The sequence below is a fragment of the Kineococcus sp. R86509 genome (assembly GCF_042466365.1).
GTDB lineage: Bacteria > Actinomycetota > Actinomycetes > Actinomycetales > Kineococcaceae > Kineococcus.
Map to the genome: position 1 here is coordinate 779,587 of NZ_JAXHCE010000001.1, position 23,306 is coordinate 802,892.

Consider the following 23,306-nt stretch of genomic DNA (forward strand, 5'->3'; position numbering starts at 1 on the left):
CACTTTAGCCACGGCTTAGATTTAGGCCCCACATCAAATACTCACCGTCACTGGAGACCGTGTGTCCCACCTGCTGGAAGAACGACCCACCGCCCCCGCGACCGACGCCACCTGGTGGCGGCAGGCCGTCGTCTACCAGGTCTACCCGCGCAGCTTCGCCGACAGCGACGGCGACGGCATCGGCGACCTCCCCGGCATCACCGCCCACGTCCCGCACCTGCGCCGGCTCGGGGTCGACGCCGTCTGGCTCTCCCCCTTCTACCCCTCCGCACTCGCCGACGGCGGCTACGACGTCGACGACCACCGCGCCGTCGACCCGCGCATCGGCACCCTGGCGCAGTTCGACGACCTCGTCACCGCGCTCCACGCGGCCGGGATCCGGCTCGTCGTCGACATCGTGCCCAACCACTCCTCCGACCGGCACCGGTGGTTCCAGGCTGCGCTCGCGGCCGGTCCGGGTTCCCCCGAACGGGAGCGCTACGTGTTCCGGCGTGGCCTCGGCGCCGACGGGGAACGACCCCCGAGCGACTGGACCTCGGTGTTCGGCGGTCCGGCCTGGGAACCCGTCGGCGACGGCGACTGGTACCTGCACCTCTTCGCCCCCGAACAACCGGACTGGAACTGGGACCACCCCGACGTGCGTGCGGACCACCTCGAGACCCTGCGGTTCTGGGCCGACCGCGGGGTCGACGGGTTCCGGATCGACGTCGCCAACGCCCTCACCAAGCACCTCACGGCCACGTTGCCGAGCGCCGAGGAACTGCGTGCCGCCGACCTGCCCGACGGAGCGCACCCCTACTTCGACCGCGACGAGGTGCACGAGGTCTACGCCGCCTGGCGCGAGGTGTTCGACTCCTACGACCCGCCGCGCACCGCGGTCGCCGAGGCCTGGGTCCCCGCCCACCGCCGCGCCCGCTACGCCTCCCCGCTCGGCCTCGGTCAGGCGTTCAACTTCGACCTGCTCCTGGCCCGCTTCGACGCGGCGACCTACCGCACCGTGGTCGAGGAGAACCTCCGCTTCGCCCGGGACGCCGAGAGCTCCTCGACCTGGGTGCTCTCCAACCACGACGTCGTCCGCCACGCCAGCCGGTTCGCCCTGCCGCCCGGCACCGACGAGAAGGCGTGGCTGCTCAGCGACGGCCACGACCCCGAACCCGACGTCGCCGGCGGTCTGCGCCGCGCCCGGGCGGCCACGGCCTTCGTCCTCGCCCTCCCCGGCAGCGCCTACCTCTACCAGGGGGAGGAACTCGGACTGCCGGAGGTCTCGGACCTGCCGCGGGCCGACCTGCAGGACCCGACGTGGCTGCGCTCGGGCGGCACCGAGAAGGGACGCGACGGGTGCCGGGTCCCGCTGCCCTGGAGCGCCGACGGTCCCTCGCACGGGTTCGGGCCGGGTGGTTCGCACCTCCCCCAGCCGTCGTGGTTCGCCGACGTCGCCGCCGACCGCCAGGACGGCATCCCGGGATCGACGTTGGAGTTCTACCGGACGGCGCTCGCGGTGCGGCGTCGACTCCAGACCGTCGAGGAACTGTCGTGGGTGGAGGGGACCCCCGAGGGAGCCGTGCAGTTCACCCGACCCGGCGGCTGGACGTGCCTGACGAACTTCGGCCCCGACCCGGTGCCGTTGCCCGCCGGGCGGGTCGTGCTGTGCAGCGGTGAACTCGGGAGCGACCTGGTTCCCGCGGACACCACGGTCTGGCTCGAGGACGAGCCGGGACGACCCTCCGCCTGACGGCGACGGCGATGGAGGCGGCGGTAGCGCTCGGTCGTGTCCGGCGTCACCCGGGGCGCCGTCACGCGAACGCCCGGTCCTGCTGCGGCACCGGTCGCAGCAGGACCGTGGCAGCCAGGACCGCGAGCACCGCGGGCACCAGCACCGCGGCCACGTCGGGCCAGGGACCGCCCTGCAGGCTCGAGACGAAGATCACCGCGCCCTCGGTGGGTTGCGCGCTCTGCTCGCGCTGGAACGCGGTGGGCGGGGCGTACCAGGCCCACGCCGCGAGCCCGGCCAGCGCGACGCCGACGAGGGCGGCCACCAGGGCCACCACGCCCGCGCACCGTCGCCACCCCGAGGACCGCCCCCCGGGAGACGCCGCCGCAGCGCACGAGCTGAGGGCGGTGCAGAGCAACGGCAGCGCAGGGTCCAGCCACGCGACCGAGCGGAGGTGGTCGCCGAGACCGGGGGCCTCCGTGAGCCCCGGGTAGGCCGCGACGGCCTCCGCATCGAGACCCCCGGCGAGGACCGCCGCCGCGGTCGCGAGGACGAGGAGCGTCGGAAGCGCCGACGCCAGCACGAGCACCCAGCCGCGAGCGCCGTTCACGACCGCGCCGGACGGGCCAGCACCGTCGCCGCGGCCGCGGCGACGAGGGTCGTGAAGACGAGCGGGCCGAGCACGGGGGCCTGCTGGACGGCGGCGGACAGGCTGAACCCGCCGTCGGAGTACCCCGGGAAGGGGTCGGTCCAGAGGTCCGTCACGGTCACCACCGCGGTGAGGGCACCGACCACGGCGAGGACCACCGCGACGACGCCGCCGGCCACCCGCACCGGTGTCGGCACCGCCCGGCGCCGCAGGGCGGGAGCGGCCAGGACGAGCGCGGTGAGCACGAGCAGGGCGACGGTCGCGGCCACCAGGGCGGGGGCGGCGGCGATCCCGGACACGGCCGCACCCCAGCGTTGCCCGAAGGAGGTCGCCGAGGACGTGAGGTCCATCTGGTGTCGCAACGCCTCCGCGGCGGCGTCGACCTGCAGCGACCGGCCGGCGTCGAGGAGCAGCAGGGTCGTCGGGACGCCGGCGGCGAGCAGCAGGACGACGGCCGGCGCGGTCAGGGACGCCGGTGGTCGGTGGGGCGGGTCGTGCGGAGGTGCCATGATCCGACGGTAGGACAGCCCGCCCACCCCGTCGGAGGAAACCACCGTGGACCGCCCGCTCAGCCCACCGCAGGGGGCCGGCCCGGAGCCGGCGCCCGAGGAACCGCGCGACTGGGTGCACCGCGCCGTGCGCACGGTCGAGGCGGACGCCAACCGCAGCGCCGACACGCACCTGCGGGTGTTCCCGCTGCCGGCGAGCTGGGGGGTCCAGCTCTACCTCAAGGACGAGTCCGTCCACCCGACCGGTTCGCTGAAGCACCGCCTGGCCCGCTCGCTGTTCCTCTTCGGCCTGGCCAACGGCGCCATCGGTCCCGACACCACCCTCGTCGAGGCCTCGAGCGGGTCCACGGCCGTGTCCGAGGCCTACTTCGCCCGGATGCTCGGACTGGAGTTCGTCGCGGTGGTCCCCCGCCAGACCGCGGCGGTGAAGCTCGACCTCATCACCCGCTACGGCGGACGGTTGCACCTGGTCGACCACCCGGGCGAGGTCTACGCGGCCGCGGAGGACCTGGGCTCGCGGGAGGGCTGGTACTACTTCGACCAGTTCTCCACGGCCTCGACGGTCACGGACTGGCGCGGGAACAACAACATCGCCTGCTCGATCTTCGAGCAGATGGCGATGGAACCCCACCCGGAACCGGAGTGGATCGTGGTCGGCGCCGGGACCGGTGGGACGAGCGCGACGATCGGGCGCTACTGCCGCTACCAGCAGCACGCGACCCGCCTGGCCGTGGCCGACCCGGAGGGTTCCGTGTTCGCCGAGGCCTGGCGCACCGGATCGCGCACCGTGACCGGTCCGGGTTCGCGGATCGAGGGGATCGGGCGCCCCCGGGTCGAACCCTCGTTCGTGCCCTCGGTGATCGACGAGGTCTTCACCGTCCCCGACGCCGAGTCCGTCGCCGCGATGCGGATGTTGTTCGAGCGCACCGGGATCCGTGCCGGTGCCTCCACGGGGACGAACCTCTCCACGGCGCTGCGCCTCGTCGACCGGATGCGCCGGGACGGGCGGCCCGGGTCGGTCGTCACGCTCATCTGCGACGACGGGAACCGCTACCTGGACACGTACTACTCCGACGCGTGGGCCGAGGGGCGGGGCCTCGACCTCGACGGCGCCCGGGCGACGCTGGCCCCGCTCTTCGGCGACGTCGGTCGCTGAGCCGACCCCGGCGGCGGAACTCCCGCGAGGGGGCGGGTCCGCTTCGCTAGGTTCGGCTCGTGACGACGACGGAGTTCGATCTCGACCTTCCCGACGGGCGCGTCCTGCACGCCCACGACACGGGCGCGGCCCACGACCCGGCCACCCGCGGACCGGTCGTGCTGTGGCACGGCGGGACCCCGAACACCGGTGAACCACCGGCACCGCTGCTGACCCCCGGCGTCCGCTGGATCGGCGTCGACCGCCCCGGCTACGGCGGTTCGACGCGCCGGGAGGGGCGCGACGTCGCGAGCGTCGCCGCGGACGTGGTGGCCGTGCTCGACCACCTGGGGATCGAGCGCTGCGTGACGCTCGGGCACTCCGGGGGCGGGGCGCACGCCCTCGCCTGCGCGGCCCTGGCGCCCGACCGGGTCGTCGCGGCCCTGTCGATCTCGGGTCTGGCGCCCTACGACGGGAGCCCCGACTGGTTCGAGGGGATCGGTCCCGCGGGGCGGGCGAGCCTGGGTGCCGCCGTGGCGGGACGCACGGCACGGGAGGCGTTCGTACCGGGGCCCGACGCGATCGACTTCACCGCCGCGGACTGGCAGACGCTGGAGGGGCCGTGGGGCTGGTTCGGCCCGGTCGTGCAGCGGGCCACCGCGAACGGGCCGGGCGGGATGGTCGACGACGACCTCGCGGGGACGGGTCCGTGGGGTTTCGACCTGTCCTCGATCCCGGTCCCGGTGTTCCTGCTGCACGGCGACGCGGACCGGGTCGTCCCGGTCGGGCACGCCGTCCGGGTGGCCGCCGCCGTCCCGGGGTCCTCGCTGCGGGTCGTCCCGGGGGCGAGCCACCTCTCCGTGCTCGCCGAGGCGCCCGCGGCTCTCGCGGAGCTGGTGGAGATCTGGCGGTGACGCTCGGCTGATCGTGCGCCGGGCCCGACCGGTGGTCGTCCGCGTCCCTAGCGTCGAGGGGTGCCCACCCGCAGGTTGCCGATCGCCCTCGCCGTCGCCGTGGGTTTCGGCTGCCTCACCGCGGGGCTCGTGAACCTGGCCGAGCACCCGGCGGCGAGGTTCGGCGGGTACCTGCTGAACGCGGGGTGGGCCTGGGCGGGGTTGTCGGTGCTGGTGGGTGCCCTCGTCGCGCGGCCGGTCCTGGGCGCCGTGACCGGGTGGCTGGCCGCGGGGTGCGCGTTGTTCGCCTTCGACGCCACGGACGCGGTCGTCCGCGGTGCGCCGCTGGTGTCGGCGCTGCGGGCGGACCTGTCCTGGTGGGCGGTCAGCCTGGTGCTCTGCCCCCTCCTGGGCCTCGTCGGCTCCCAGCTCCGGCGCCCGGACCGGCTCGGTCTGTCGGCCCGGCTGGTCGTCCCGGCCGGGGCCGCGCTGGAGATGGTTCTCCGCCCACCGGGCGGCGGCCTGCACCCCGAGGCGCTCGGGGTGCAGGTGAGCGTCTGGGCCGTCGCGGTCCTGACCGCGGTCCTCCTGCTGACCCGGTACCGGCGGAGCGGGCGGTCCTGATCAGCCCCGGCCCCAGAGCGCCGTCGGATCCTCGGCCGGGCGGAACCCGCACGTCGCGACGGCGGAGGCGACCTCGGGGAAGCGCCGGGCGAGTTCTGTCGGGTCGTGCGCGTCGCTGCCGAACGCGACTGCCGCACCCCCCACGTCGTGCCACCAGCGGACGACGCGGAGGTCGAGCGGCATCCGGGTGTTCACCTCCAGCGCCCGTCCAGACGCGGCGAGGACGGAGAGGGTGTGACGGACCTGTTCCTCGAGGACGTCCCAGGGCAGCGGACCGGCGGACCGGGGCCAGGCGCGGGCCGCGTAGTCGATGTGCCCGAGCACCTCGAAGGGCGCGTCGCCGGAGGCCATCACCTCCACCTCGTGCAGGTACCCGCGCACGACATCCAGGGGAACCCGCTGGTCGTAGGCCCCGCGGACCTCCGTCCGGTTCCCGGGAGCGGTCAGGTCCGGCAGCGAGTGCACGGAACCCACCACCCGCTCGAACCCCCGCTGCAGCAGGTCGCGCACCGCGGCGGGGTGACGGTGCCCCTCGGACAACTCGATGCCCGACCGGATCCGCAACTGCGGGAAGAGCGTGCGGCAGCGCTCGATCGCGGCGAGGTAGGCGTCGACCTCGAGGGGCGCACCGAGGAACCGACCGTGCTCGTCGATGGTGCCGCGCACCCCGGCGGGCCACGTCCACCCACCCTCCGGCGCCGACCACGCGTCGAGGTCGACGTGCTCGGTGAACGAGATCGCCGGCAGACCCAGCTCGAGAGCCCGGGCGCAGGTCCCCTCCAGGTCACCCGCGACGGCGTCCCAGGAGAACCGCGAGTGGACGTGGTCGTCGGCGGGGAGGTTCACCGGCGCCATGCTGCCGGGTTCCGGTGCCTGGACGCCAGACCGCCGACGGCATCGACCACTGCGCCACTGCTCAGCTGCCCAGTCGGGCGAGCAACCACGCCGCGATCTCCTCGCCCGCCGCGGCGCCGGTGGCGCCGGTGAGTTCGGCGCCTGCGTGCTCCCAACCGGCCCGGAAGAGTTCCCCGTGGCGGGGACGGCGCGACTCCTGCGCCGCCACCAGCAGGTCCACGTCGAGGAGGGAGTCCCCCGCCGAGACGAAACCCGAGGCACCGCAACGGGAGACGACCTCGGCGACGGCGGCGGCCTTCGTCAGCGGCCGCGGCACGGCGTACAGCTTCCGCCCCTGCAACGAGACGGTGTACCCCCACCCGTCCATCGACGCGACGAGTTCCCCGAGCCGGGGCCCTTCGAGTTCCGCCCGCTGACCGTCGCGGAGGACCACGTAGCAGAACAGGTCCGGGACGCTGCGCACGGCGGGCTCCTCCGACCCCGGGACGGCCCGGACCAGGTCCCCGGCCAACCGGAGGAGTTCCGCGTGCACCTCGGCCAGGGGGGCGCACCCGGACAACCGTTCCTGCACCGCCGCGGCCCACGCCGCGTCGGGGCGCCCGGAGGTCAGCAGCACCCCGCCGTTCGCGCACACGGCGTGGCGCGGGGCGGCACCGGGCCAGCGGATCCGTGCGTACTGCTCGGGGGTCCGCGTCGTCACGGGGACGAACCGGTCGGAGGCCACGAGGGAACCGAGCAGGGCCCACGCCGCGGGGGTGACGTAGGAGATGGCGCGCCCCTGGTACTCCTCGACCTCCACCAGACCCGCGACCGGGACTCCCGCGGAGCGGGCGGAGAACACCAGCGTCTGGTCGAGGTCGCTGGCCGCGAGGACCGTCACACCGCCAGCCCGTCCGCACCGGTCGCCCCGCGGGTGAACCGCGGGTGGATGAGGCCGATCGCGGAGTAGGACAACCCGGGGACCTCCTCGACGACGACACCGCGCTGGTCGGCGAGCAACCGCACGTGGGCCAGGTCGTCGGGGTGCGACAGTTCCGACGCCGGACGCACGAGGACCCGCCACGGCACCCGCCGCAGCAGCACGCGCGTCGTCTCCCCCACCCCGGGTTTCACCAGGTTCACGTCCCCGATGCCGTAGTGCTCGCTCACCCGCTCGACCTCGGCCCACCCGGTGAAGCTCGCCGTGCGATCCCCCGAGCGCAACCCCTCGACCACGGCGGGGACCTCGGCCGCGACGTCGTCGAACCAGGAACTCACGACGTCCAGGAACCGGTTCGACTCGTCCGCCGGGGCGAGGTCGGCGTAGAACTTCGCCCCGTGGAACTGCCCGGGCGCGAGCAGCCGTTCGTTCAGCACGGTGCGGCTCACCAGACCCGAGACCGTCGAGTTCAGGCAGGCCGAGGGGATCAGGTAGTCCTCGCGGGTCCCGAACGTCCGCACGCAGTGGCCGGGGTCGGCGAGCACGGCCAGGTCGTCGCTGAAACCCCCGAACCGCTCCAGGGCGGCGGACAGTTCCCGCACGATGGCGCCCTTGCCCGTCCAGCCGTCGACGAACACGACGGAGGCGGGGTCGTGGTGCGCCGCGATCCAGCGCAGGGCGACCTCGTCGATCCCCCGGCCGCGCACGATCGAGACCGCGACGTGCGGCCAGTGCAACCCCTGCCGGATCGCCCAGCGCCGCAGCAGGATCCCCACGGGGGTGCCGGCACGGGCCAGCGAGGCGAGCAGCAGGTCGTCACCGCGTTCGGCGCGCAGCAGTTCCGCGACGACGCCCACCCCCAGCGCGACCCGGCGCGCCGTGCGCTCCAGCGCGTCGGCGAACAGCTTCCGGTACTCCGCGCTCGGCTGGTACTCCACGGGCAGGGACTCCGCGTAGTGCGCGCCGCCGCTCTGGATCGCCTCCTCGCGCTCCTCCGCCGGGGCCTCCAGTTCCACCCCGGACAGGTCGGTGAGCAGCCAGCTCACCTCGTCGGGGAGGTAGGAACCGAACTGCGGCCCCGACAGCGGGGCGGGCGTGGACGTCACGGGGAGCTTCTCCAGGAATCAGCGGGCAGGGTCACGAGCAGCAGCCGCGACGTCAGCGGGGCCAGGGCGGCGAGCACCCCGTCGGGGGCGTGCAGGTCGGCGGGTGTCGAGGCGGAGTCGAGCACGAGCACGATCGCGTCCCACCCACCGGCGCGGGTCGCGTTGTGGGCGTAGCGGATTCCCGGCCCGTCGAGCACCGGGTCGTGGGAGACGAACGCCACCGAACTGCGCACCGCGTAGCCGGGGTCGTCGACGGCGAGCACGGGTGAGCGGGTCGTGGAGGAGAACCGCACCTCCCCCGGGTGACGTTCGGCGAGCTGCACCGCCACCGCCAGCGGGGCGTGCAGCAGTTCCTCCGACCCCAGCACGAGGACGGAACCGGCCGCGTGGACCTCCGGCAGCAGGTGGCGCACCAGGTCCGCCCCGGCCAGGGGTTCCGCGTGCTCCGGCGCGGTGCCGAACCGGCCCGTCGTCGGGACACCGGCCGGCCAGTCGACCGCGACCGGGACCACGTCGCCGGGACGACCCGCCCCGGGCAGCACGGGCGCGGCGTCCGCGACCAGGGCCGTGCCCCGGGCCAGCACGTCCGCGGGCAGCTCCACCCGTCCCTGCGTCAGGCTCACGACGTCGATGCGGGTCCCCAGCTCCTCGGCCAGGTCCACCAACCGGTCGTGGTCGGCCGCGGAGCGCACGTCCACCAGGCCCGCGACGACGTAGTGGCGGTGCGGGGCCCTGGCATGCAGGACGCGCAGGGTGTTCGCCACGGTGCGGCCGGTGGACAGCTCGTCGTCGACGAGCACGACCGGCGCGTCCGGATCGGCCAGCGCCGCCAGCACGGCCGGTTCGCACGGCAGCAGCTGGTGGCCGCTCGCGTGGGAGTGCTCCTCCTCGAAACCCGCGTAGTCGATCGCCTCGGGCACCGCGCGACGGGTGGAGTGCAGACCCGCGCAGCCCAGCGCGTCCGCCACCGTGTGCCCGAGGCCCGTGGCGGTCTCGGCGTAGCCGATGACCAGGGCGTCGGGGCGGGCCGGGGGCCGCCGGACCACGGCGTCGACCGCCGCCGTGGCCCGCTCATCGCCCGCGAGCGCCGCCCGCCACGTCGGCGCGTCCAGCACGGGGGCGTCGGGGACGCCGAGGAGCTCCGCGACGCGGGCCCCGAGCCGCAGCCCGGCGGCCCGGACGAGGCGGGGGTCGGTGGGGACGTGCTTGCCGAGGACGTGGCTGACCAGCAGGTGCGCCCGTTTCGGGTTGCGGCGCAGCGCGAGCCCGAGGAGGTCGTGCACGGTCAGGCCGTCGGTGCCGGGCGGGCCCTCGACGTGGACGCCGAGCCGTTCCCCGACCCAGCGCGCGCTCGGGTGCGGGGCGGCGAGGTTCACGCGCGGACCCCGTCGAGGGCGGCACGCACGGCCCGCCAGGAGTCGTCCTGCGCCTGCAGCAGGTGGGCGTAGGAGATGTCCTCACGGGCGACCCCGAAGGCGTCGGCGCGGGCGAGGACGCGTTCGGCCCAGGGGCGGTGCGGGCCGGCCTCGTTCATCTTGTTCCGGTAGGTGGAGGCCATCGCGCCGCCCCCGTGCTGGGCGAGCACGTCGGAGGCGTCGCAGAAGTCCTCGTGGGTGACGACGGACATCGCGTGCACGACGGCGACGTGGCTGGGGTGGATGACCGTCTTGCCCTGCAACCCGTTGACCCGGTCGAGGACGAGTTCGCGGACGAGACCGTCGAGGTCGTCCGCGATGAGCTGCTCGCGCAGCTCCTCGTTGCCGGACTCCGCGAACGGGCTGGCCGCGAGGGAGGTGCGGAAGACGCGTTCGCCGGAGGAGAAGTGCTCCCACACGGGGGCCGTGATCGGGTACCCGCTGCCGTCGGCCCGGCCGAGGACGTTGATGACGTCACCGAGGACGTCGGCGACGACGCGGACGTCCCAGACGGTGGAGCCGCGGGGGCGGCGCAGGCCGTAGGCGGCGGAGAGGTCCGTCGCCCCGGTGCGGACGGCGAGGACGACGTCGCGGTGGGCGTCGAGGACGTCGCGGATGGCGAACAGCGCGGCGTGGCGGGTGTCGAGGTGCGCGACGTCGCGGCTCTCCAGGACCGGCATGGCCCACAGCCGGCGCCCGGCCCGTTCGGAGGCCGTCCCGACGGCTTCGAGCCACTCGTCGGGCGAGGGCTGGCCGGCGCCGCCGAACTTGGGGAGGACGAAGCCCGTGAGGCAGTCCAGGCCCACCCCGCTGCGCTCGACGACGCTGAGCAGCTGCTGCGGGGTGCGGGTGCGGATGAAGAGCATCAGGGGGGCACCGTCGCGCCACTCCGGCGCGGTGGCGAGGCCGCGCAGTTCCCGGACGAGGATCTCCTCGGCCTCGGCGACGCGGTGGTCGGGGACGGAGTCCTCCAGGCAGGCGACGGCCGACATGACGCCCCGGCGGGCGAGGCGGACGAGATCGCCGGCGAGACGCTCGCGCGTCGCGGGGCAGTACAACGTGGCGCCGAGCGCGACGGCGAGTTCGTCGCGCCCGGCGGTGACGTCGACCGGCTGCGGAGGGTGCAGGAAGAGCTGGTCCTTCTGCTCCGCGTCGAGGGTGGCGAAGTGCCGCACGGTGTCGAGGAGGTTCAGACGTGGGCGGCGACGGCGTCGCGCAGGTCGCGGATGTGGCGGCCGTTGGCGGGGGCGCCGATGGCCGTCACGGCCCAGCCCGACCCCTCGCGGGTCAGCTTGGCCATGATCTGCGCCGTGTGCGGGCCGGCGTCGGAGAGCTCGTAGCGGGCCAGTTCGACCTCCTGCGGCTGCGCGGCGTCGACGACCCGGCAGACGGCGTTCTGGACCTGGGAGAAGTCCTGGCCGGTGAAGCTGGAGACGGTGAAGACCAGGGTCGTGACCTGCGCGGGCACGGCGGGCAGGTCGACGTAGATGGTCTCGTCGTCGCCGTCGCCCTCACCGGTGAGGTTGTCCCCGGTGTGGGTGATCGAGCCGTCCTTGCTGCGCAGCTGCTGGAACCACACCTCGTCGACGAGCTTGCCCGCGCTGTCGAAGAGCAGGCAGCTGGCGTCGAGGTCGACGTCGATCGACTTCTTGCGGAAGAGGCCCTTGGCGACGGCGTCCCAGCCGAGACCCATGAAGACCCGGGTGAGGGTGCCACCGCCGGACTTCTCCAGCGACAGCTTCTGGCCCTTGTTCAGACTGACGGCCACGGGTGGCCCCTCTCTCGTGGTGGTGCGGGTGGTCCTCAGGAAGGACGCGGGACGGTGCCCTCGTGGTTCCAGTCGAGGTCGTCGAAGCCGTAGGCGAGCGCGACGTCTCGGACCGGACCGGGGAAGAACTCGTTCTCGCGGCGGAGCACGAGGTCGCCGGCGACGTCGTGCACGGAGGCGATGACGCAGGTGCGCGCGTCGGGGGGTGGTTCGCCGGTCCACATCTGCAGCGTTCCCCCACCGCGACGGGCCAGCGTCAGGTGCGGCGCCAGTCGCGCGTAGTCCGGGGGCTGGGTTCCCTGCGCGTAGACGTAGAAGACCATCCGGCGCAGCAGGTCGAGGTGGGCGGCGTCGGCGAGGACCTCCTCGCCCTCCTGTTCGCTGCGGGGGCCCAGGCGCAGGACCTGACGTGCCCCGAACCCGGGCGCGGCGAGGAGTTCACCCAGGGACTGCAACGCACCCGCGTGACGGTCGCGCGTCTCCCAGAGGCACCCCAGGTGGACGTCGGACGAACGGTGCAGTCCGGCGGAGGTGACGAGCTGGTCCCAGCGCAGGGTGATGCGCAGCGACCCGGTCGAACGCTCCGCGGCGGTGATGGTGTGGGACGGGTGTTCGTCGTCGAGGACGATGCGGCGCTCGCTGGCCCGGGCCTGCCCGACGACCGCGGCCGGCGCCGGCACGGGTTCCCGCACCCGTGGGAGCACGGGAGCGGGAACCGGCCGGGGCGCCGGCGGCCCCGGCGACGCAGTTGGCTTCGCGCGCACCGGGACGGGGCGGGGCGGGTTCAGGTGGTCGGCGAAGGTCCGCGGGCTGCGTGCCCGCCCCGGTCGGCCGAGGAAGTTGTGGACCTCCTCCGCCGGCCGGTCGTTCCTCGTGCCGCTCACCGTTCGTCCTCCCGTCCCGCGATGCCCTTCCCCCTCGTCCCCGGCGCTGCGTCAGCTCGCGTGCGAGGGCGACTTGTCCAGGTGCGCGTCCTCGGGGTGGGAACGGTTGTGCACGATCGAGGTGATGAGGGCCGCCACGATGAACGCGACACCGATGAGACCGGTGACGACCTCGGGCACCTCGTGCTCGATGCTGTAGAGCAGGATCGCGGCCAGGGCCCCGATCGCCCAGAGCGCACCGTTCTCGAGGTAGGGGTACATCGAGAGGGTGCCCTCGCGGACGAGGTGGACGGTCATCGACCGGATGTACATGGCGCCGACGCCCAGGCCGATCGCGATGATGATCGCGTCGTTGGTGATGGCGAAGGCGCCGATGACCCCGTCGAAGGAGAACGACGCGTCGAGGACCTCGAGGTAGAGGAAGAGGAAGAACGCGGCCTTGCCGCCGACCTTCGCGATCTCGGAGGGACCCTTGCGGGCCGGGGTGGACTGGCCGAACTCCTCCTCGTCGTCGGAGTCGTCGTCCTCCTCTATGTTGAAGAGCTCACCGAGACCGTTGACCAGCAGGTACACGACCATGCCGAGGACGCCGGAGGCCAGCACCGTCTGGGCGTGGTCGGTGGCGAAGGTCTCGGCCACGAGGAAGAGGACCGTGCCGCCGACGATGACCGACATGGCCTCGACCTGGCCGATCTTCTCCAGGAAGCGCTCGATCGGGCCGAGCCAGTGGTGCTCCTTCTCCCCGAAGATCCAGTTGAGGAAGAGCATCAGCAGGAACATGCCGCCGAAGGCCGCGATCGTGGGGTGCGCGGCGTTCAGCAGGTAGCCGTAGGTCCCCGGCTCGTCGACCGGCCCCTTCTCGAGCGCGAGCTTGACGGCGTCGACGGGGTTCAGCGAGGCCGTGATGCCCACGAGCAGCAGCGGGAAGACGAGTCGCATCCCGAAGACGGCGATGATGATGCCGACGGAGAGGAAGATCTTCTGCCAGAAGTCGTTCATCCGTCGCAGGACGGTGGCGTTGACGACGGCGTTGTCGAAGGAGAGGCTGATCTCGAGGACGGCCAGGATGGCGACGAGGCCGATGCCCGCCGCGCCGTCGTAGAGGACGGCCAGGACGAGGCCCAGCGCGGTGACGCCGAAGGCCCACCCGTAGGTCTTGAGGATCAACGGTCAGCTTCCTGTTCGTGCGGAGCCCACTCGGGCCGGACGGGAAACCCTCTCACGAGCCGCACACCACACGCACGGACGGCGCACGGCTGACTGCCGGGCGCCGTCCTGCGTGCGGTGGGTGCGGTCAGCGGGTCAGACGCTGACGCCGAAGTCCGACGCGATGCCGCGCAGACCGTCGGCGTAGCCCTGGCCGACGGCGCGGAACTTCCAGTCCGAGCCGTTGCGGTACAGCTCGCCGAAGACCATGGCGGTCTCGGTCGAGGCGTCCTCGGTCAGGTCGTAGCGTGCGACCTCGGTGCTCCCCTCGGCGTTCACGACGCGGATGAAGGCGTTGCGGACCTGGCCGAAGGACTGCTTGCGGGTGTCGGCGTCGTAGATAGCGACGGTGAAGACGACCTTCTCGATCTCGGCCGGGATGAGGGAGAGGTCGACGTTGATGGCTTCGTCGTCGCCGTCGCCCTCGCCGGTCCGGTTGTCACCGGTGTGCTCGACGGAGCCCTCGGGGGACTTCAGCTGGTTGAAGAAGACGAAGAACCCGTCGTTGGGGACCTTGCCGTCGGCGCCGACCATGATGGCCTGCGCGTCGAGGTCGAACTCCGAGCCGGTGAAGCTGTTGGAGTCCCAGCCCAGGCCGATGACGGCCTTGGTCATCCCCGGCGCTTCCTTGGTGAGGGAGACGTTGCCGCCCTTGCTGAGGCTGACGCCCATGGTGTTCGCTCCGTTCGTCTGGTGGTGCTTGCGAAGGGCCCAACGATCACGGGGCCCGATGAGTGCCCGCGCTCAGTCGCGCGAGCCCGAGAACAACCCTCCCAGGGCCCCGAGGCCCTGCTGGTCCGGCTTGGCCGTGTTCTTGACCAGGGCCTTGGCGAAGGCCTCGATGGTGACGGACTGCAGGATGACCCGCCCGTTGCCGCGCAGCGTGGCGAGGGTCATGCCCTCTCCGCCGAAGACGGCGCTCATGATCCCCTGCCGGTTGAGCCGGCCGACGGTCTCGACGCCGTAGGTGATGCGGTCGTCCCACGCGACGATGCACCCGGTGTCGACGCGGATCGTGCCGCCGTAGTCGGCGGGGTTGATGTCGATGAAGTCGCCGGCCCCGGCGATGAGCAGCGAGCCGCGGCCGGTGAACTTCTCGAGGATGAACCCCTCCCCGCCCATCAGCCCCTGCCCCATGCCGGAGAAGGCGATGTCGAAGTTCACCCCGGCCTCGGCCGCGACGAAGGCGTCCTTCTCGGCGAACCACGTCGTGCCCCCGTCGAGCTCGAGGTGGCGCATCTCGCCGGGCAGCACCCCCGCGAGACCGAGCAGCCCGTCCCCGCCGGGGGTGTGGAAGTGCTGGAAGGCGAAGGACTCCCCCGCGAGCATCCGCTTGCCGGCGTTGGCCGCTCCGCGCAGCAGGCCGCCGAGCCCGCCGCTCTCGCCCTTGCCGCCGGGGGCGCTGAGCTTGGTCTCCATGACGACGTCGCCGGAGGAGAAGAGGAACTTCCCCGCCTCGCAGTACAGCGTCTGGCCGGGGCGCAGGGTCACGACGGCCATCTGGGTCGTGGAACCGACGAGCTGCACGTCGAGGGTCATGGTCTCTTTCCTACCGCACTCGTCGGGTCCGGGGATCTGGTCGTCGTGGTCAGAGGTCCAGGTCGCCGCGGCGGAACTTCGCCTCCAGGAACCGGCTCTGCTGCTGCTGACGGTCGACGTCGGCGGAGAGGACGGAGTCCCGCAGCTGCCGGCACCCCTCGACCATGAGGTGCAGCTGGGTGCGCAGCTCCTCCGCCGGGGTGGTGCCGGAGGCGTTGCGGCTGGTGCGCGCCACGTCGGCCGGCAGGGCGAGGAAGTCCTCGACGGTGCGGGGCAGGTGCTCCCCCGCCAGGGTCTCGAGGTCGTGGCGGACCTGGGGGTCGCCGCCGCGTTCGGCGATGCGCAGCAGCAACGGGCCGAGCAGTTCGGCGACCTCGTGCACCAGGACGACGTCGGTCCGCTCGAAGCGGTCCACCGCGGTGTCCACCCGGCGCACCGTGACGACGAGCGCGCGTTCGGCGGCGCTGACCGCCGGGCTCTGGGCCACGGGAGCCACCGGCGCAGGGTGGGCGGGTTCCTCGGGGCGGAGCAGGACGGGGTTCGGGGAGATCAGCGCGTACTTCAGGGCCCGCCGGTAGTGCCGTCGCAGCCGGCGCCGCCGACGGGACTCGTTCTCGTAGGCGACGTTCGCCGCGATCCAGGCCCACATGGCCAGGAACCCGACCCACCACAGACCGTGCGGCCCGAGCGTGGCGTAGAGGACGATCCACCCGCCGAGGCCGACGAAGCGGAAGAGCTGGAACGCCGGGTCGGAGATCCAGCCGAGGACCGGCAGGGTCGCGCCGAGCCGGGGTTCGAGGTCGTTCGGCCCGATGACCTCGACCTCCCGCTCGGGCAGCACCGCGCGACGTGGTGCGTCGTCTCGGGATCCGTCGTGGGATCCGTCGCGGGAGCCCTCGCCCCTGCTCAGCTCGATGCCCACCGCGACCCCCGTCACAGGTCCAGGTCGGAGCGGCGGAACTTCGCCTCGAGGAAGCGGCTCTGCTGCTGCTGACGGTCCACGTCACGGCTGAGGACCGAATCACGGAGCTGACGACAGCCCTCGACGAGCAGGTGCAGCTGAGCGCGCAGCTCGTCGGCGGGGGTCGTGCCCGCCGCCGTCCGGTGCTCGTGGGCGTAGTCGTCGGGCAGGACGAGGTAGTCGTCGATCGCCCGCGGGAGGTGCTCCCCCGCGAGGGTCTCCAGGTCGTGGCGGACCTGCGGGTCGGCGTCGCGGGTGCGCAGGTTCGCCAGCAGCGGGCGGAGCAGGCGATCGACCTCGCGGACGAGGTCCACGGACTCGGCGTCGAGACGCCCACCCGTGGTCTCGGCGCGCACGACCGCCGCGGCGAGGCGGCGTTCGGCGGTGGAGACGGGGTCCGGCAGCTGCGGAGTCTCGACGCGCTCCTCTGCCGACAGCCGTCCTCGGCCGTGCCGGTCGCGGTGCCGCTCGAGCCGGCGGACCCTGCGTTCCGCCCGGTGCGGCCCCGCCCAGGGAACGCCCTCCTTCTTGACGTAGCTGAACACGGCCCCCTGCATCATCAACATGATCAGACCGACCCACCACAGCTTGCCGGTCGAGAAGGCGACGATCCACCCCGCCACCCACGCGGCGTTGAACAACCGCATCGCATGGGGACTGAGGCCCGACGAGTCGTCCTCGGGCACCGAGGGTTCCCGCTTCTCGTACGGCGCCGGCACCGGCGTCGTCCGCGCGACCGGCCCGTCCGAGCGCACCTGGGGTACGTCCTCGCGGTGCGAGGTCCCCCGCTCGTCACCCTTGCCGAGCTCGACGCCCACGGCGCACCCCCTACAGGTCCAGGTCGGAACGACGGAACTTCGCGTCCAGGAACCGGCCCTGGACCGACAGCTTCTGCGCGTCGTGGTCGTAGACCGCGCGCTGCAGGTCCTTCGCGCCGTCCACCAGGAGGCGGAGCTGGGTCACGAGTTCCTCGGCCGGCGTGGAGCCCGAGGGACCGCGGTTGGTGAGGGCGTAGTCCTCGGGCAGGTCGAGGTAGTGGTCGAGGGCCCCGGGGAGGTACTCGGTGAGGATCGCCTCGAGGTTGTGCAGTTCCTCGACGTCCGCCCCGCGCTTGGCGACGTGGGCCAGCAGCGGCTTGAGCACGTCCTCGATCTCCCGGACCGCCGGGACGGCGCCGTCCGGCAGCCGACCACCGTTGCGGTTGGCGATCCGCACGACCTCGCGCAGCGAGTTCTGCAGACCCACGACGGGATCCACCGGGGCCGCCGGTTCCACCGGGGCCGGGGAGCTCTGCTCCAGCACGGGTTCGCCCGTGAAGGCCGCCTTGAGCCGCAGCCACGTCGAGTTCGCCATGACGGAGTGCACCAGACCCAATCCCCAGGTGCCCGCGCCGAGCAAGATGCCCAGCCACAACCACCAACCCTGCGCCGCCACGGCCGTGGCGGCACCGCTCATCGCGGCGGCGTAGGCCACCGCGGCGAAGACCCACCGGGCCCGACGTCCGCGCAACCCCATGTAGAGGAACGACAACCAGGGCAACCCGACCGCGGGGATCGCCAGCCACCAGGAGTTCGCCGCCCGCCACGTCCGGCTCCGCAGCCGACGCGACACGAGTTCCGGCGGCGCCTGCGCCGGGCCGCGTCGCACGACCTTCCCCTCGACCGCCGCTGCCCGCCGCAACGCCCGCGAGGGGCGCTGGTCGGGCCGGGACGGGGCCACGGAACTCACCGTGGACCTTCGAGCGCCGGACCGGAGCCCTGCTCACCGTTGCGCGCCCGCTCGAGGTAGGAGCGCGAGCGGTGCACCTGACCCTCGAGGGCGTCGACGGTGTTCGCCATGCTGACGACGGCCTGCTGCTTGAACGTGTCGATGGCGTCCATCGTCGCGAAGACGTTGTCGAACGCCTTCTGCAGCGTCGCGACGTCCACCATCGCCGTCGAGGCCTGTTCGTGGATCTGCCCGGTCTGCTGCTTGAGCATCTCCGACGTCGACAGGATCATCTGGTTCGTCGTCGAGTTCAGGGCGTTGATCTGGTCGAGCACGAGCTTCTGGTTGGCCAGCGCCTGCGCGACGATCACGGCGGTCCGCAGCGCCGCGACGGTCGTCGTCTGCGCCCGGTCGACCCCCTTGATGAGCTCGATGTTGTTCTTGCGCACCAGGTCCAGCGCGAGGTACCCCTGCACGCTGACGGCGAGCTGGGTCAGCAGGTCCTGGTGGCGCTGCCGGATCGGGAAGAGCGCGTCGGAGGTGAGCGCGTCGGCGGCCTGCGGGTTGGTGGCCCGGACCTCGTCGATCTTCGCCACCGTCGCGGCGTCCAGCGCCTTGGCCAGCGTGGAGTACTCGGTGAGCTTGCCCATCGTGGTCCACAGGTTCTGCTTCTCGGACTCGATCGAGGCGTTGTCCTTGCGCAGCTCGTCCTGACCGCTCGCGAGCGCCTTGATGATCGCGTCGAGCTGGCTCTGGGCGTCCTGGTAGCGCTCGAAGTAGCGCTGGATCTTGTTGCCCATCGGGATGATCCCGAGGATCTTCTTCGCCCCGTGCAGGTCGGCGCGGCCGGGATCGAGGCTGGTGACCGTCTGGCGCAGTTCCAGCAGCGTGTTCGCGACCTTCACCTGCGCGTCGGCGCCCGGCCCCTTCGCCTTCTGCCCCTTGGCGCCGGCGAGGCTGGACTGCGGGCGTTCCAGCATCCGGTTCGAGACCTGCGCGGAGGAGCGGACCTCCTGCTCCCCCATGCGCGTGATGTCGTCGACCTTCTTCTGGAAGGCGGGACTGCGCGGGTCCTGCGCCGCGAGGTCGGCGACGAAGGCCTGCGCCTTGCGCTGCAGCTCGACCCGGGTGGCCTCGTCGAGCGGGATCATGCCCTCGGCCTGCTCGTCGGCCACCACCGGCACCGGTGCGGGCGGGGTCAGCTGCAGGTCCGAGACCGGCGGCGTCGCCGGTGCGGCCGGCGGGTTCAGCGGCTTGCTCAGGTCCAGCGACTCCGACATCAGGCGGTTCCCCTCGTGTGCTCCGTGCGTGCCACCCGCGCCTCCCCCGGGCTCGTTGCCGATCCTAGGTCCGCCACGTGCGGTCGTCCGATCCTGGCTCAGGGTGAGGGCCCGGGGCATCCACCCCTCGGTGGAGAGATCCGCGGCGCCCGTCGTCCTCCCGTCGGGGACGACCCCGGACGACGCGCGGCGCAGGTCAGGGGTCCCCCCTACCGCGGTAGCGCCACGATCAGGGGGATCCCGGGGTCACCAGTCGTTCTCCTCGTGGTCCTTGCGGTCGTTCTCCTCGGTGCGCGCCCGCGCCGACTCCAGCGCGTGCTGGGCCTCCGCACGGGAGGCGTAGGGCCCGAGCAGGTCCTTGTTCTGCCCCCGCTTCTCCAGCTCCTGGACCTCACCGGTGTTCACGTCGTAGAACCACTGCGTCGCCATGGAGGCATCCTGGCGCGTGGGGGCCGAGTGCGCACCCGACCTAGACTCCACCCCATGAGCACGGGCACCTCCACCACCGCACCCCTCGGCACGCTGGTGCCCGGCACGATCTCCCCGCGCCGGCCGGTCCCACCGCAGATCGAGCGCCCGGAGTACGTGGACCAGCAGGCGCCGCTGCCCTACAAGGGCCCGAACGTCATCGACGCCGAGGGCATCGAGCGCATCCGACGCTCCAGCAAGCTCGCGGCGCAGGCGATGGCCCTGGTGGCCGAGAGCATCGTCCCGGGCACGACGACCGACGAGCTGGACCGGATCGGGCACGAGTTCCTCTGCGACCACGGCGCCTACCCGTCGACGCTGGGCTACCGGGCGTTCCCGAAGGCGTTGTGCAGCAGCGTCAACGAGGTCATCTGCCACGGGATCCCGGACTCCACGGTGCTCCAGGACGGCGACATCGTGAACCTGGACATCACCGCCTACCTGGACGGGATGCACGGCGACACCAACGCGACCTACCTCTGCGGCGACGTCGACGAGGAGTCCCGGCTGCTCGTCGAGCGCACCCACGAGGCGACGATGCGGGGCATCAAGGCCGTCGCACCGGGACGGGCCATCAACGTCATCGGCCGGGTCATCGAGAAGTACGCCAAGCGCTTCGGGTACGGGGTCGTGCGCGACTTCACCGGCCACGGCGTCGGGCCGGCCTTCCACACCGGGCTGATCGTCCCCCACTACGACGCCGCACCTTCGCACGCGCTGGTGATGGAGCCGGGCATGGTCTTCACCATCGAGCCGATGCTGACGCTGGGCACCCACGACTGGGACATGTGGGAGGACGGCTGGACGGTCGTCACGAAGGACCGCAAGCGCACCGCGCAGTTCGAGCACACCCTCGTGGTGACCGACACGGGCGCGGAGATCCTCACCCTTCCGTGACCCCGGGCGTAGCCCCCAGGTCGTGGTCGGTGGCGTGAAGATCAGCCCTGGGTAGCGCGACGGGGGCGGGGGCCGGGGCGTTGGATGGTCGTAGCCGGCACACCCCGGCGGACGACCCGAAGGAGCCCCACCCGTGAGCAGCACCGACCTCTCCCGCCCGACCTCCGGCAAGCTGATCGCCGGCGTCTGCGCCGGCCTCGGACGCCGGTTCGGACTGTCCAGCAACGTCGTGCGGGCGCTGTTCGTCGCCTCCTGCATCCTGCCCGGACCGCAGTTCCTCGTGTACATCGCGCTGTGGATCGTCATGCCGAAGGACACCGGTCGCTGACGGGCCTAGGCTCGCGCTCGTGACCAGCAGCGAGACGCACGCAACGACCACCCCCCCGACCGGCAGGGTCGGTCTCGGGGTGGACATCGGAGGTTCCGGCATCAAGGCGGCCCCGGTCGACCTGGAGGCCGGTGAGTTCGCCGCCGAGCGCGTGCGGATCGAGACCCCGCAGCCGGCGACGCCCGCGGCGGTGGCACCGGTCGTGGCCGAGGTGCTGGCCGGGTTCGACGTCCCCGGGGACACCCCGATCGGCATCACCTTCCCCGCCGTCATCCAGCACGGGATCGCGCGCAGCGCCGCGAACGTCGACGAGTCCTGGATCGGGACCGACGCGGAGACCCTGTTCTCGGAGGTCCTCGGCCGTCCGGTCCTCGTCGTCAACGACGCGGACGCCGCCGGGTACGCGGAGACGCAGTTCGGCGCGGCGAAGGGCGTCCACGGGGTCGTCCTGGTGACGACGCTGGGCACCGGCATCGGCACGGCCCTCATCGTCGACGGGCGCCTCGTCCCGAACACCGAACTCGGGCACCTGGAGATCGACGGTCACGACGCGGAGAAGAAGGCCGCCGACGCGGCCCGCGAACGCCACGACCTCTCCTGGTCGCAGTGGGCGAAGCGCCTGCAGCGCTACTACTCCCACCTCGAGGACCTGCTGTGGCCGGACCTCATCGTCGTCGGCGGTGGGGTGAGCAAGAAGCACGAGAAGTTCCTGCCGCTGCTGGACCTGCGCACCCCGATCGTGCCCGCGACCCTGCGCAACGACGCGGGGATCATCGGCGCGGCGGCCCTCGCCGCCGCCCGGGCGGCCGACCGCGGCTGACCTTCCGGTCATGGCCCGGGCGCACTAGTGTCCGGGCCATGACTGACGCGACGCCGCGGCTGAAGTTCGGGCTCTTCGTTCCCCAGGGCTGGAAGCACGACCTGGTGGGCGTGGACCCCGTCGACCACTGGAAGGTCATGAGCGGTCTGGCGCAGCGCGCCGACCGCGGTGACGTCTGGGACTCGATCTGGGTCTTCGACCACTTCCACACCGTTCCCGAACCCACCGACCAGGCGACCCACGAGGCGTGGAGCCTGATGGCCGCCTTCGGGGCGGTGACCTCCCGCATCCGCCTCGGGCAGATGTGCACCTGCATGAGCTACCGCAACCCCGCCTACCTGGCCAAGGTCGCGACCACGGTCGACGTCGTCTCCGGCGGCCGCCTCAACATGGGGATCGGCGCGGGCTGGTACGAGCACGAGTGGCGCGCCTACGACTACGGGTTCCCCGGTGCCGGTGAGCGCCTGGCCCGTCTCGACGAGGGCGTGCAGGTCATGCGCCAGATGTGGACCGAGGGGATCTCCACCTTCGCGGGCAAGCACTACACCACCGACGGGGCCATCAACCGTCCGCTGCCCGTGCAGGAGGGCGGGATCCCGCTCTGGGTCGCCGGCGGCGGGGAACGCAAGACGCTGCTGACCGCAGCGAAGTACGCCGACTACACGAACTTCGACGGGACCCTCGAAGGGTTCACGCACAAGTCCGCCGTGCTGGCCCAGCACTGCAAGGACGTCGGACGCGACTACGCCACGATCACCCGCTCGGCCGACTACAACGTCGCCATCGGCCGCGACGAGGCCGAGGTCGCCGACCGGATCGCGGCGCGCCGTGCGCAACTCGAACCCCACGTCAGCGCCGAGGCCGTCGACCGTGACCTCGCTAGCCTCGCCCCGGGGTCGGCGGGGGTCGGCACCCCGGAGCAGATCGTGGAGAAGTTGCGGCCCCTGCTCGACGCGGGCCTGGGGTACGCGAACTTCTACTTCCCCGAGGCCGCGACCGACACCAGCGGCATCGAGTTGTTCGAGCGCGAGGTCGTGCCGGCGCTGCTCGGCTGAGCGTCACGGGTACTGCTGCAGGGCAGGGGTTCCGGGACCTGCGGCAGTGCCCGTTCTCCTCCGGTCGGGGTCAGCGGGAGCCCGCGTCGGGTCGCTGGGCGGAGTTCACCGCGTGGACCACGGACCGGAACAGCGGGACACCGGCGACGTGGCACAACGCCTCGAGGACGCCGAGACCGGTGAGGATCCAGGCCGTCCACCAGAGCCGCAGCGGTGCCTCGACACCCCGGGGAGCCCGACGGCGGGACGCGGTCCAGACGTCCTCGACCAACTGGCGGGGGACGAAGAACCACGCGATCGGCGTGAACCAGCCGAACCACGCCCACACCGCCGCCCGGCGGTGCGGCACGGCCGGGGTGATGCGCTGGGCGTTGCGACGGGCCCGGCCCAGCCAGAGCGCGGTGACGACCAGGGCGGCGAGCAGGCCGCCGGAGAAGCCCGCGCCCCCCACCAGCAGCGCCACCCACCCGGCGAGGGAATCGCCCAGGAGCAGACCCGCCGCGCAGACGACGTCCGCGGCCGCCACCGGGACGTGCGTCCTCCTGCTCGCCGGGCTGGGTGCGAGACCCGGTGGGTC

General features: G+C 72.8%; 26 protein-coding genes. 8 read left to right on the forward strand and 18 right to left on the reverse strand.

The genetic code is table 11. The features are described 5' to 3' along the window. Positions 1-61 precede the first annotated feature (61 nt). Positions 62-1,732: a glycoside hydrolase family 13 protein gene (locus SJY07_RS03725; RefSeq protein WP_380157117.1), complete on the forward strand. Its 1,671-nt coding sequence runs from the start codon at positions 62-64 to the stop codon at positions 1,730-1,732. Between the two features lie 61 nt (positions 1,733-1,793). On the opposite strand, the gene SJY07_RS03730 is transcribed toward SJY07_RS03725, so the two are convergent. Then, positions 1,794-2,321 carry a hypothetical protein gene (locus SJY07_RS03730; protein ID WP_380157119.1) on the reverse strand — a complete coding sequence of 176 codons (528 nt, stop codon included), beginning with the start codon at positions 2,319-2,321 and terminating at the stop codon, positions 1,794-1,796. Then, positions 2,318-2,869, reverse strand: a complete 552-nt coding sequence (locus tag SJY07_RS03735; RefSeq protein WP_380157121.1) for a hypothetical protein — start codon at positions 2,867-2,869, stop codon at positions 2,318-2,320. Before SJY07_RS03735 ends, SJY07_RS03730 begins: the two co-directional genes overlap by 4 nt. A gap of 46 nt (positions 2,870-2,915) precedes the next feature. Between SJY07_RS03735 and SJY07_RS03740 the strand changes: the two genes are divergently transcribed. Genes SJY07_RS03740 through SJY07_RS03750 form a run of 3 tightly spaced genes read left to right on the forward strand, consistent with a single transcriptional unit; the run spans position 2,916 to position 5,521 of the window. After that, on the forward strand, positions 2,916-4,025 hold the full coding sequence (locus SJY07_RS03740) for a PLP-dependent cysteine synthase family protein (protein ID WP_328295577.1): 1,110 nt from the start codon (positions 2,916-2,918) through the stop codon (positions 4,023-4,025). Positions 4,026-4,084: 59 nt separating this feature from the next. Beyond that, positions 4,085-4,918: an alpha/beta hydrolase gene (locus SJY07_RS03745; RefSeq protein WP_328295576.1), complete on the forward strand. Its 834-nt coding sequence runs from the start codon at positions 4,085-4,087 to the stop codon at positions 4,916-4,918. 60 nt (positions 4,919-4,978) lie between these two features. Continuing rightward, a complete protein-coding gene (locus tag SJY07_RS03750; RefSeq protein WP_328295575.1) occupies positions 4,979-5,521 on the forward strand; it encodes a hypothetical protein in 543 nt (180 codons plus the stop codon). On the opposite strand, the gene SJY07_RS03755 is transcribed toward SJY07_RS03750, so the two are convergent. The 15 genes from SJY07_RS03755 to SJY07_RS03825 all read right to left on the reverse strand — a co-directional run bounded on the left by SJY07_RS03755 (position 5,522) and on the right by SJY07_RS03825 (position 19,590). Continuing rightward, the gene (locus SJY07_RS03755; RefSeq protein WP_328295574.1) at positions 5,522-6,367 is read right to left on the reverse strand and encodes a PHP domain-containing protein; all 846 of its coding nucleotides are present in this window, start codon (positions 6,365-6,367) and stop codon (positions 5,522-5,524) included. A 70-nt stretch (positions 6,368-6,437) separates the two neighbouring features. Further along, positions 6,438-7,256 carry an HAD family hydrolase gene (locus tag SJY07_RS03760; RefSeq protein ID WP_380157124.1) on the reverse strand — a complete coding sequence of 273 codons (819 nt, stop codon included), beginning with the start codon at positions 7,254-7,256 and terminating at the stop codon, positions 6,438-6,440. Further along, positions 7,253-8,401 (reverse strand): cysteine protease StiP family protein, encoded by a 1,149-nt coding sequence (locus tag SJY07_RS03765; RefSeq protein ID WP_328295572.1) that lies wholly within the window; start codon positions 8,399-8,401, stop codon positions 7,253-7,255. The genes SJY07_RS03760 and SJY07_RS03765 overlap by 4 nt, the downstream gene beginning before the upstream one ends. Next, on the reverse strand, positions 8,398-9,777 hold the full coding sequence (locus SJY07_RS03770) for a phosphoribosyltransferase family protein (protein ID WP_380157127.1): 1,380 nt from the start codon (positions 9,775-9,777) through the stop codon (positions 8,398-8,400). The genes SJY07_RS03765 and SJY07_RS03770 overlap by 4 nt, the downstream gene beginning before the upstream one ends. Next, positions 9,774-10,991, reverse strand: a complete 1,218-nt coding sequence (locus tag SJY07_RS03775; protein ID WP_380157129.1) for an HpcH/HpaI aldolase/citrate lyase family protein — start codon at positions 10,989-10,991, stop codon at positions 9,774-9,776. The genes SJY07_RS03770 and SJY07_RS03775 overlap by 4 nt, the downstream gene beginning before the upstream one ends. A gap of 14 nt (positions 10,992-11,005) precedes the next feature. Further along, positions 11,006-11,584 carry a TerD family protein gene (locus SJY07_RS03780; protein WP_328295569.1) on the reverse strand — a complete coding sequence of 193 codons (579 nt, stop codon included), beginning with the start codon at positions 11,582-11,584 and terminating at the stop codon, positions 11,006-11,008. Positions 11,585-11,619: 35 nt separating this feature from the next. Further along, the gene (locus tag SJY07_RS03785) at positions 11,620-12,468 is read right to left on the reverse strand and encodes a hypothetical protein (RefSeq protein WP_380157131.1); all 849 of its coding nucleotides are present in this window, start codon (positions 12,466-12,468) and stop codon (positions 11,620-11,622) included. Positions 12,469-12,519: 51 nt separating this feature from the next. Beyond that, positions 12,520-13,635, reverse strand: a complete 1,116-nt coding sequence (locus tag SJY07_RS03790; protein WP_328295567.1) for a DUF475 domain-containing protein — start codon at positions 13,633-13,635, stop codon at positions 12,520-12,522. A gap of 135 nt (positions 13,636-13,770) precedes the next feature. Beyond that, positions 13,771-14,346, reverse strand: a complete 576-nt coding sequence (locus SJY07_RS03795) for a TerD family protein (protein ID WP_380157134.1) — start codon at positions 14,344-14,346, stop codon at positions 13,771-13,773. Positions 14,347-14,418: 72 nt separating this feature from the next. After that, the gene (locus tag SJY07_RS03800; RefSeq protein ID WP_328295565.1) at positions 14,419-15,213 is read right to left on the reverse strand and encodes an AIM24 family protein; all 795 of its coding nucleotides are present in this window, start codon (positions 15,211-15,213) and stop codon (positions 14,419-14,421) included. A gap of 49 nt (positions 15,214-15,262) precedes the next feature. After that, complete coding sequence (locus tag SJY07_RS03805; protein WP_380157136.1) at positions 15,263-16,054, reverse strand: hypothetical protein; 792 nt, start codon at positions 16,052-16,054, stop codon at positions 15,263-15,265. 92 nt (positions 16,055-16,146) lie between these two features. Further along, positions 16,147-16,992: a hypothetical protein gene (locus tag SJY07_RS03810; RefSeq protein WP_380157138.1), complete on the reverse strand. Its 846-nt coding sequence runs from the start codon at positions 16,990-16,992 to the stop codon at positions 16,147-16,149. Between the two features lie 10 nt (positions 16,993-17,002). Next, positions 17,003-17,893, reverse strand: coding sequence for a hypothetical protein (locus tag SJY07_RS03815; protein WP_380157140.1), 891 nt, complete (start codon positions 17,891-17,893; stop codon positions 17,003-17,005). A gap of 5 nt (positions 17,894-17,898) precedes the next feature. Beyond that, entirely contained in the window at positions 17,899-19,161 is a 1,263-nt protein-coding gene (locus SJY07_RS03820) for a toxic anion resistance protein (RefSeq protein ID WP_328295561.1), read from the reverse strand. A 246-nt stretch (positions 19,162-19,407) separates the two neighbouring features. Next, a complete protein-coding gene (locus tag SJY07_RS03825; RefSeq protein ID WP_380157142.1) occupies positions 19,408-19,590 on the reverse strand; it encodes a hypothetical protein in 183 nt (60 codons plus the stop codon). A 54-nt stretch (positions 19,591-19,644) separates the two neighbouring features. Here SJY07_RS03825 and map point away from each other — a divergent pair, with 54 nt between their 5' ends. The 4 genes from map to SJY07_RS03845 all read left to right on the forward strand — a co-directional run bounded on the left by map (position 19,645) and on the right by SJY07_RS03845 (position 22,729). After that, complete coding sequence (gene map, locus SJY07_RS03830; protein ID WP_328295559.1) at positions 19,645-20,526, forward strand: type I methionyl aminopeptidase; 882 nt, start codon at positions 19,645-19,647, stop codon at positions 20,524-20,526. 133 nt (positions 20,527-20,659) lie between these two features. Continuing rightward, positions 20,660-20,854 (forward strand): PspC domain-containing protein, encoded by a 195-nt coding sequence (locus SJY07_RS03835; RefSeq protein WP_328295558.1) that lies wholly within the window; start codon positions 20,660-20,662, stop codon positions 20,852-20,854. A 19-nt stretch (positions 20,855-20,873) separates the two neighbouring features. Next, positions 20,874-21,674 carry a polyphosphate--glucose phosphotransferase gene (gene ppgK / locus SJY07_RS03840; protein ID WP_328295557.1) on the forward strand — a complete coding sequence of 267 codons (801 nt, stop codon included), beginning with the start codon at positions 20,874-20,876 and terminating at the stop codon, positions 21,672-21,674. A 59-nt stretch (positions 21,675-21,733) separates the two neighbouring features. After that, on the forward strand, positions 21,734-22,729 hold the full coding sequence (locus tag SJY07_RS03845) for an LLM class F420-dependent oxidoreductase (protein ID WP_380162145.1): 996 nt from the start codon (positions 21,734-21,736) through the stop codon (positions 22,727-22,729). Positions 22,730-22,799: 70 nt separating this feature from the next. Here SJY07_RS03845 and SJY07_RS03850 read toward each other — a convergent pair whose 3' ends face one another. Further along, entirely contained in the window at positions 22,800-23,255 is a 456-nt protein-coding gene (locus SJY07_RS03850; protein WP_380157145.1) for a DUF4328 domain-containing protein, read from the reverse strand. Positions 23,256-23,306: the final 51 nt, after the last annotated feature.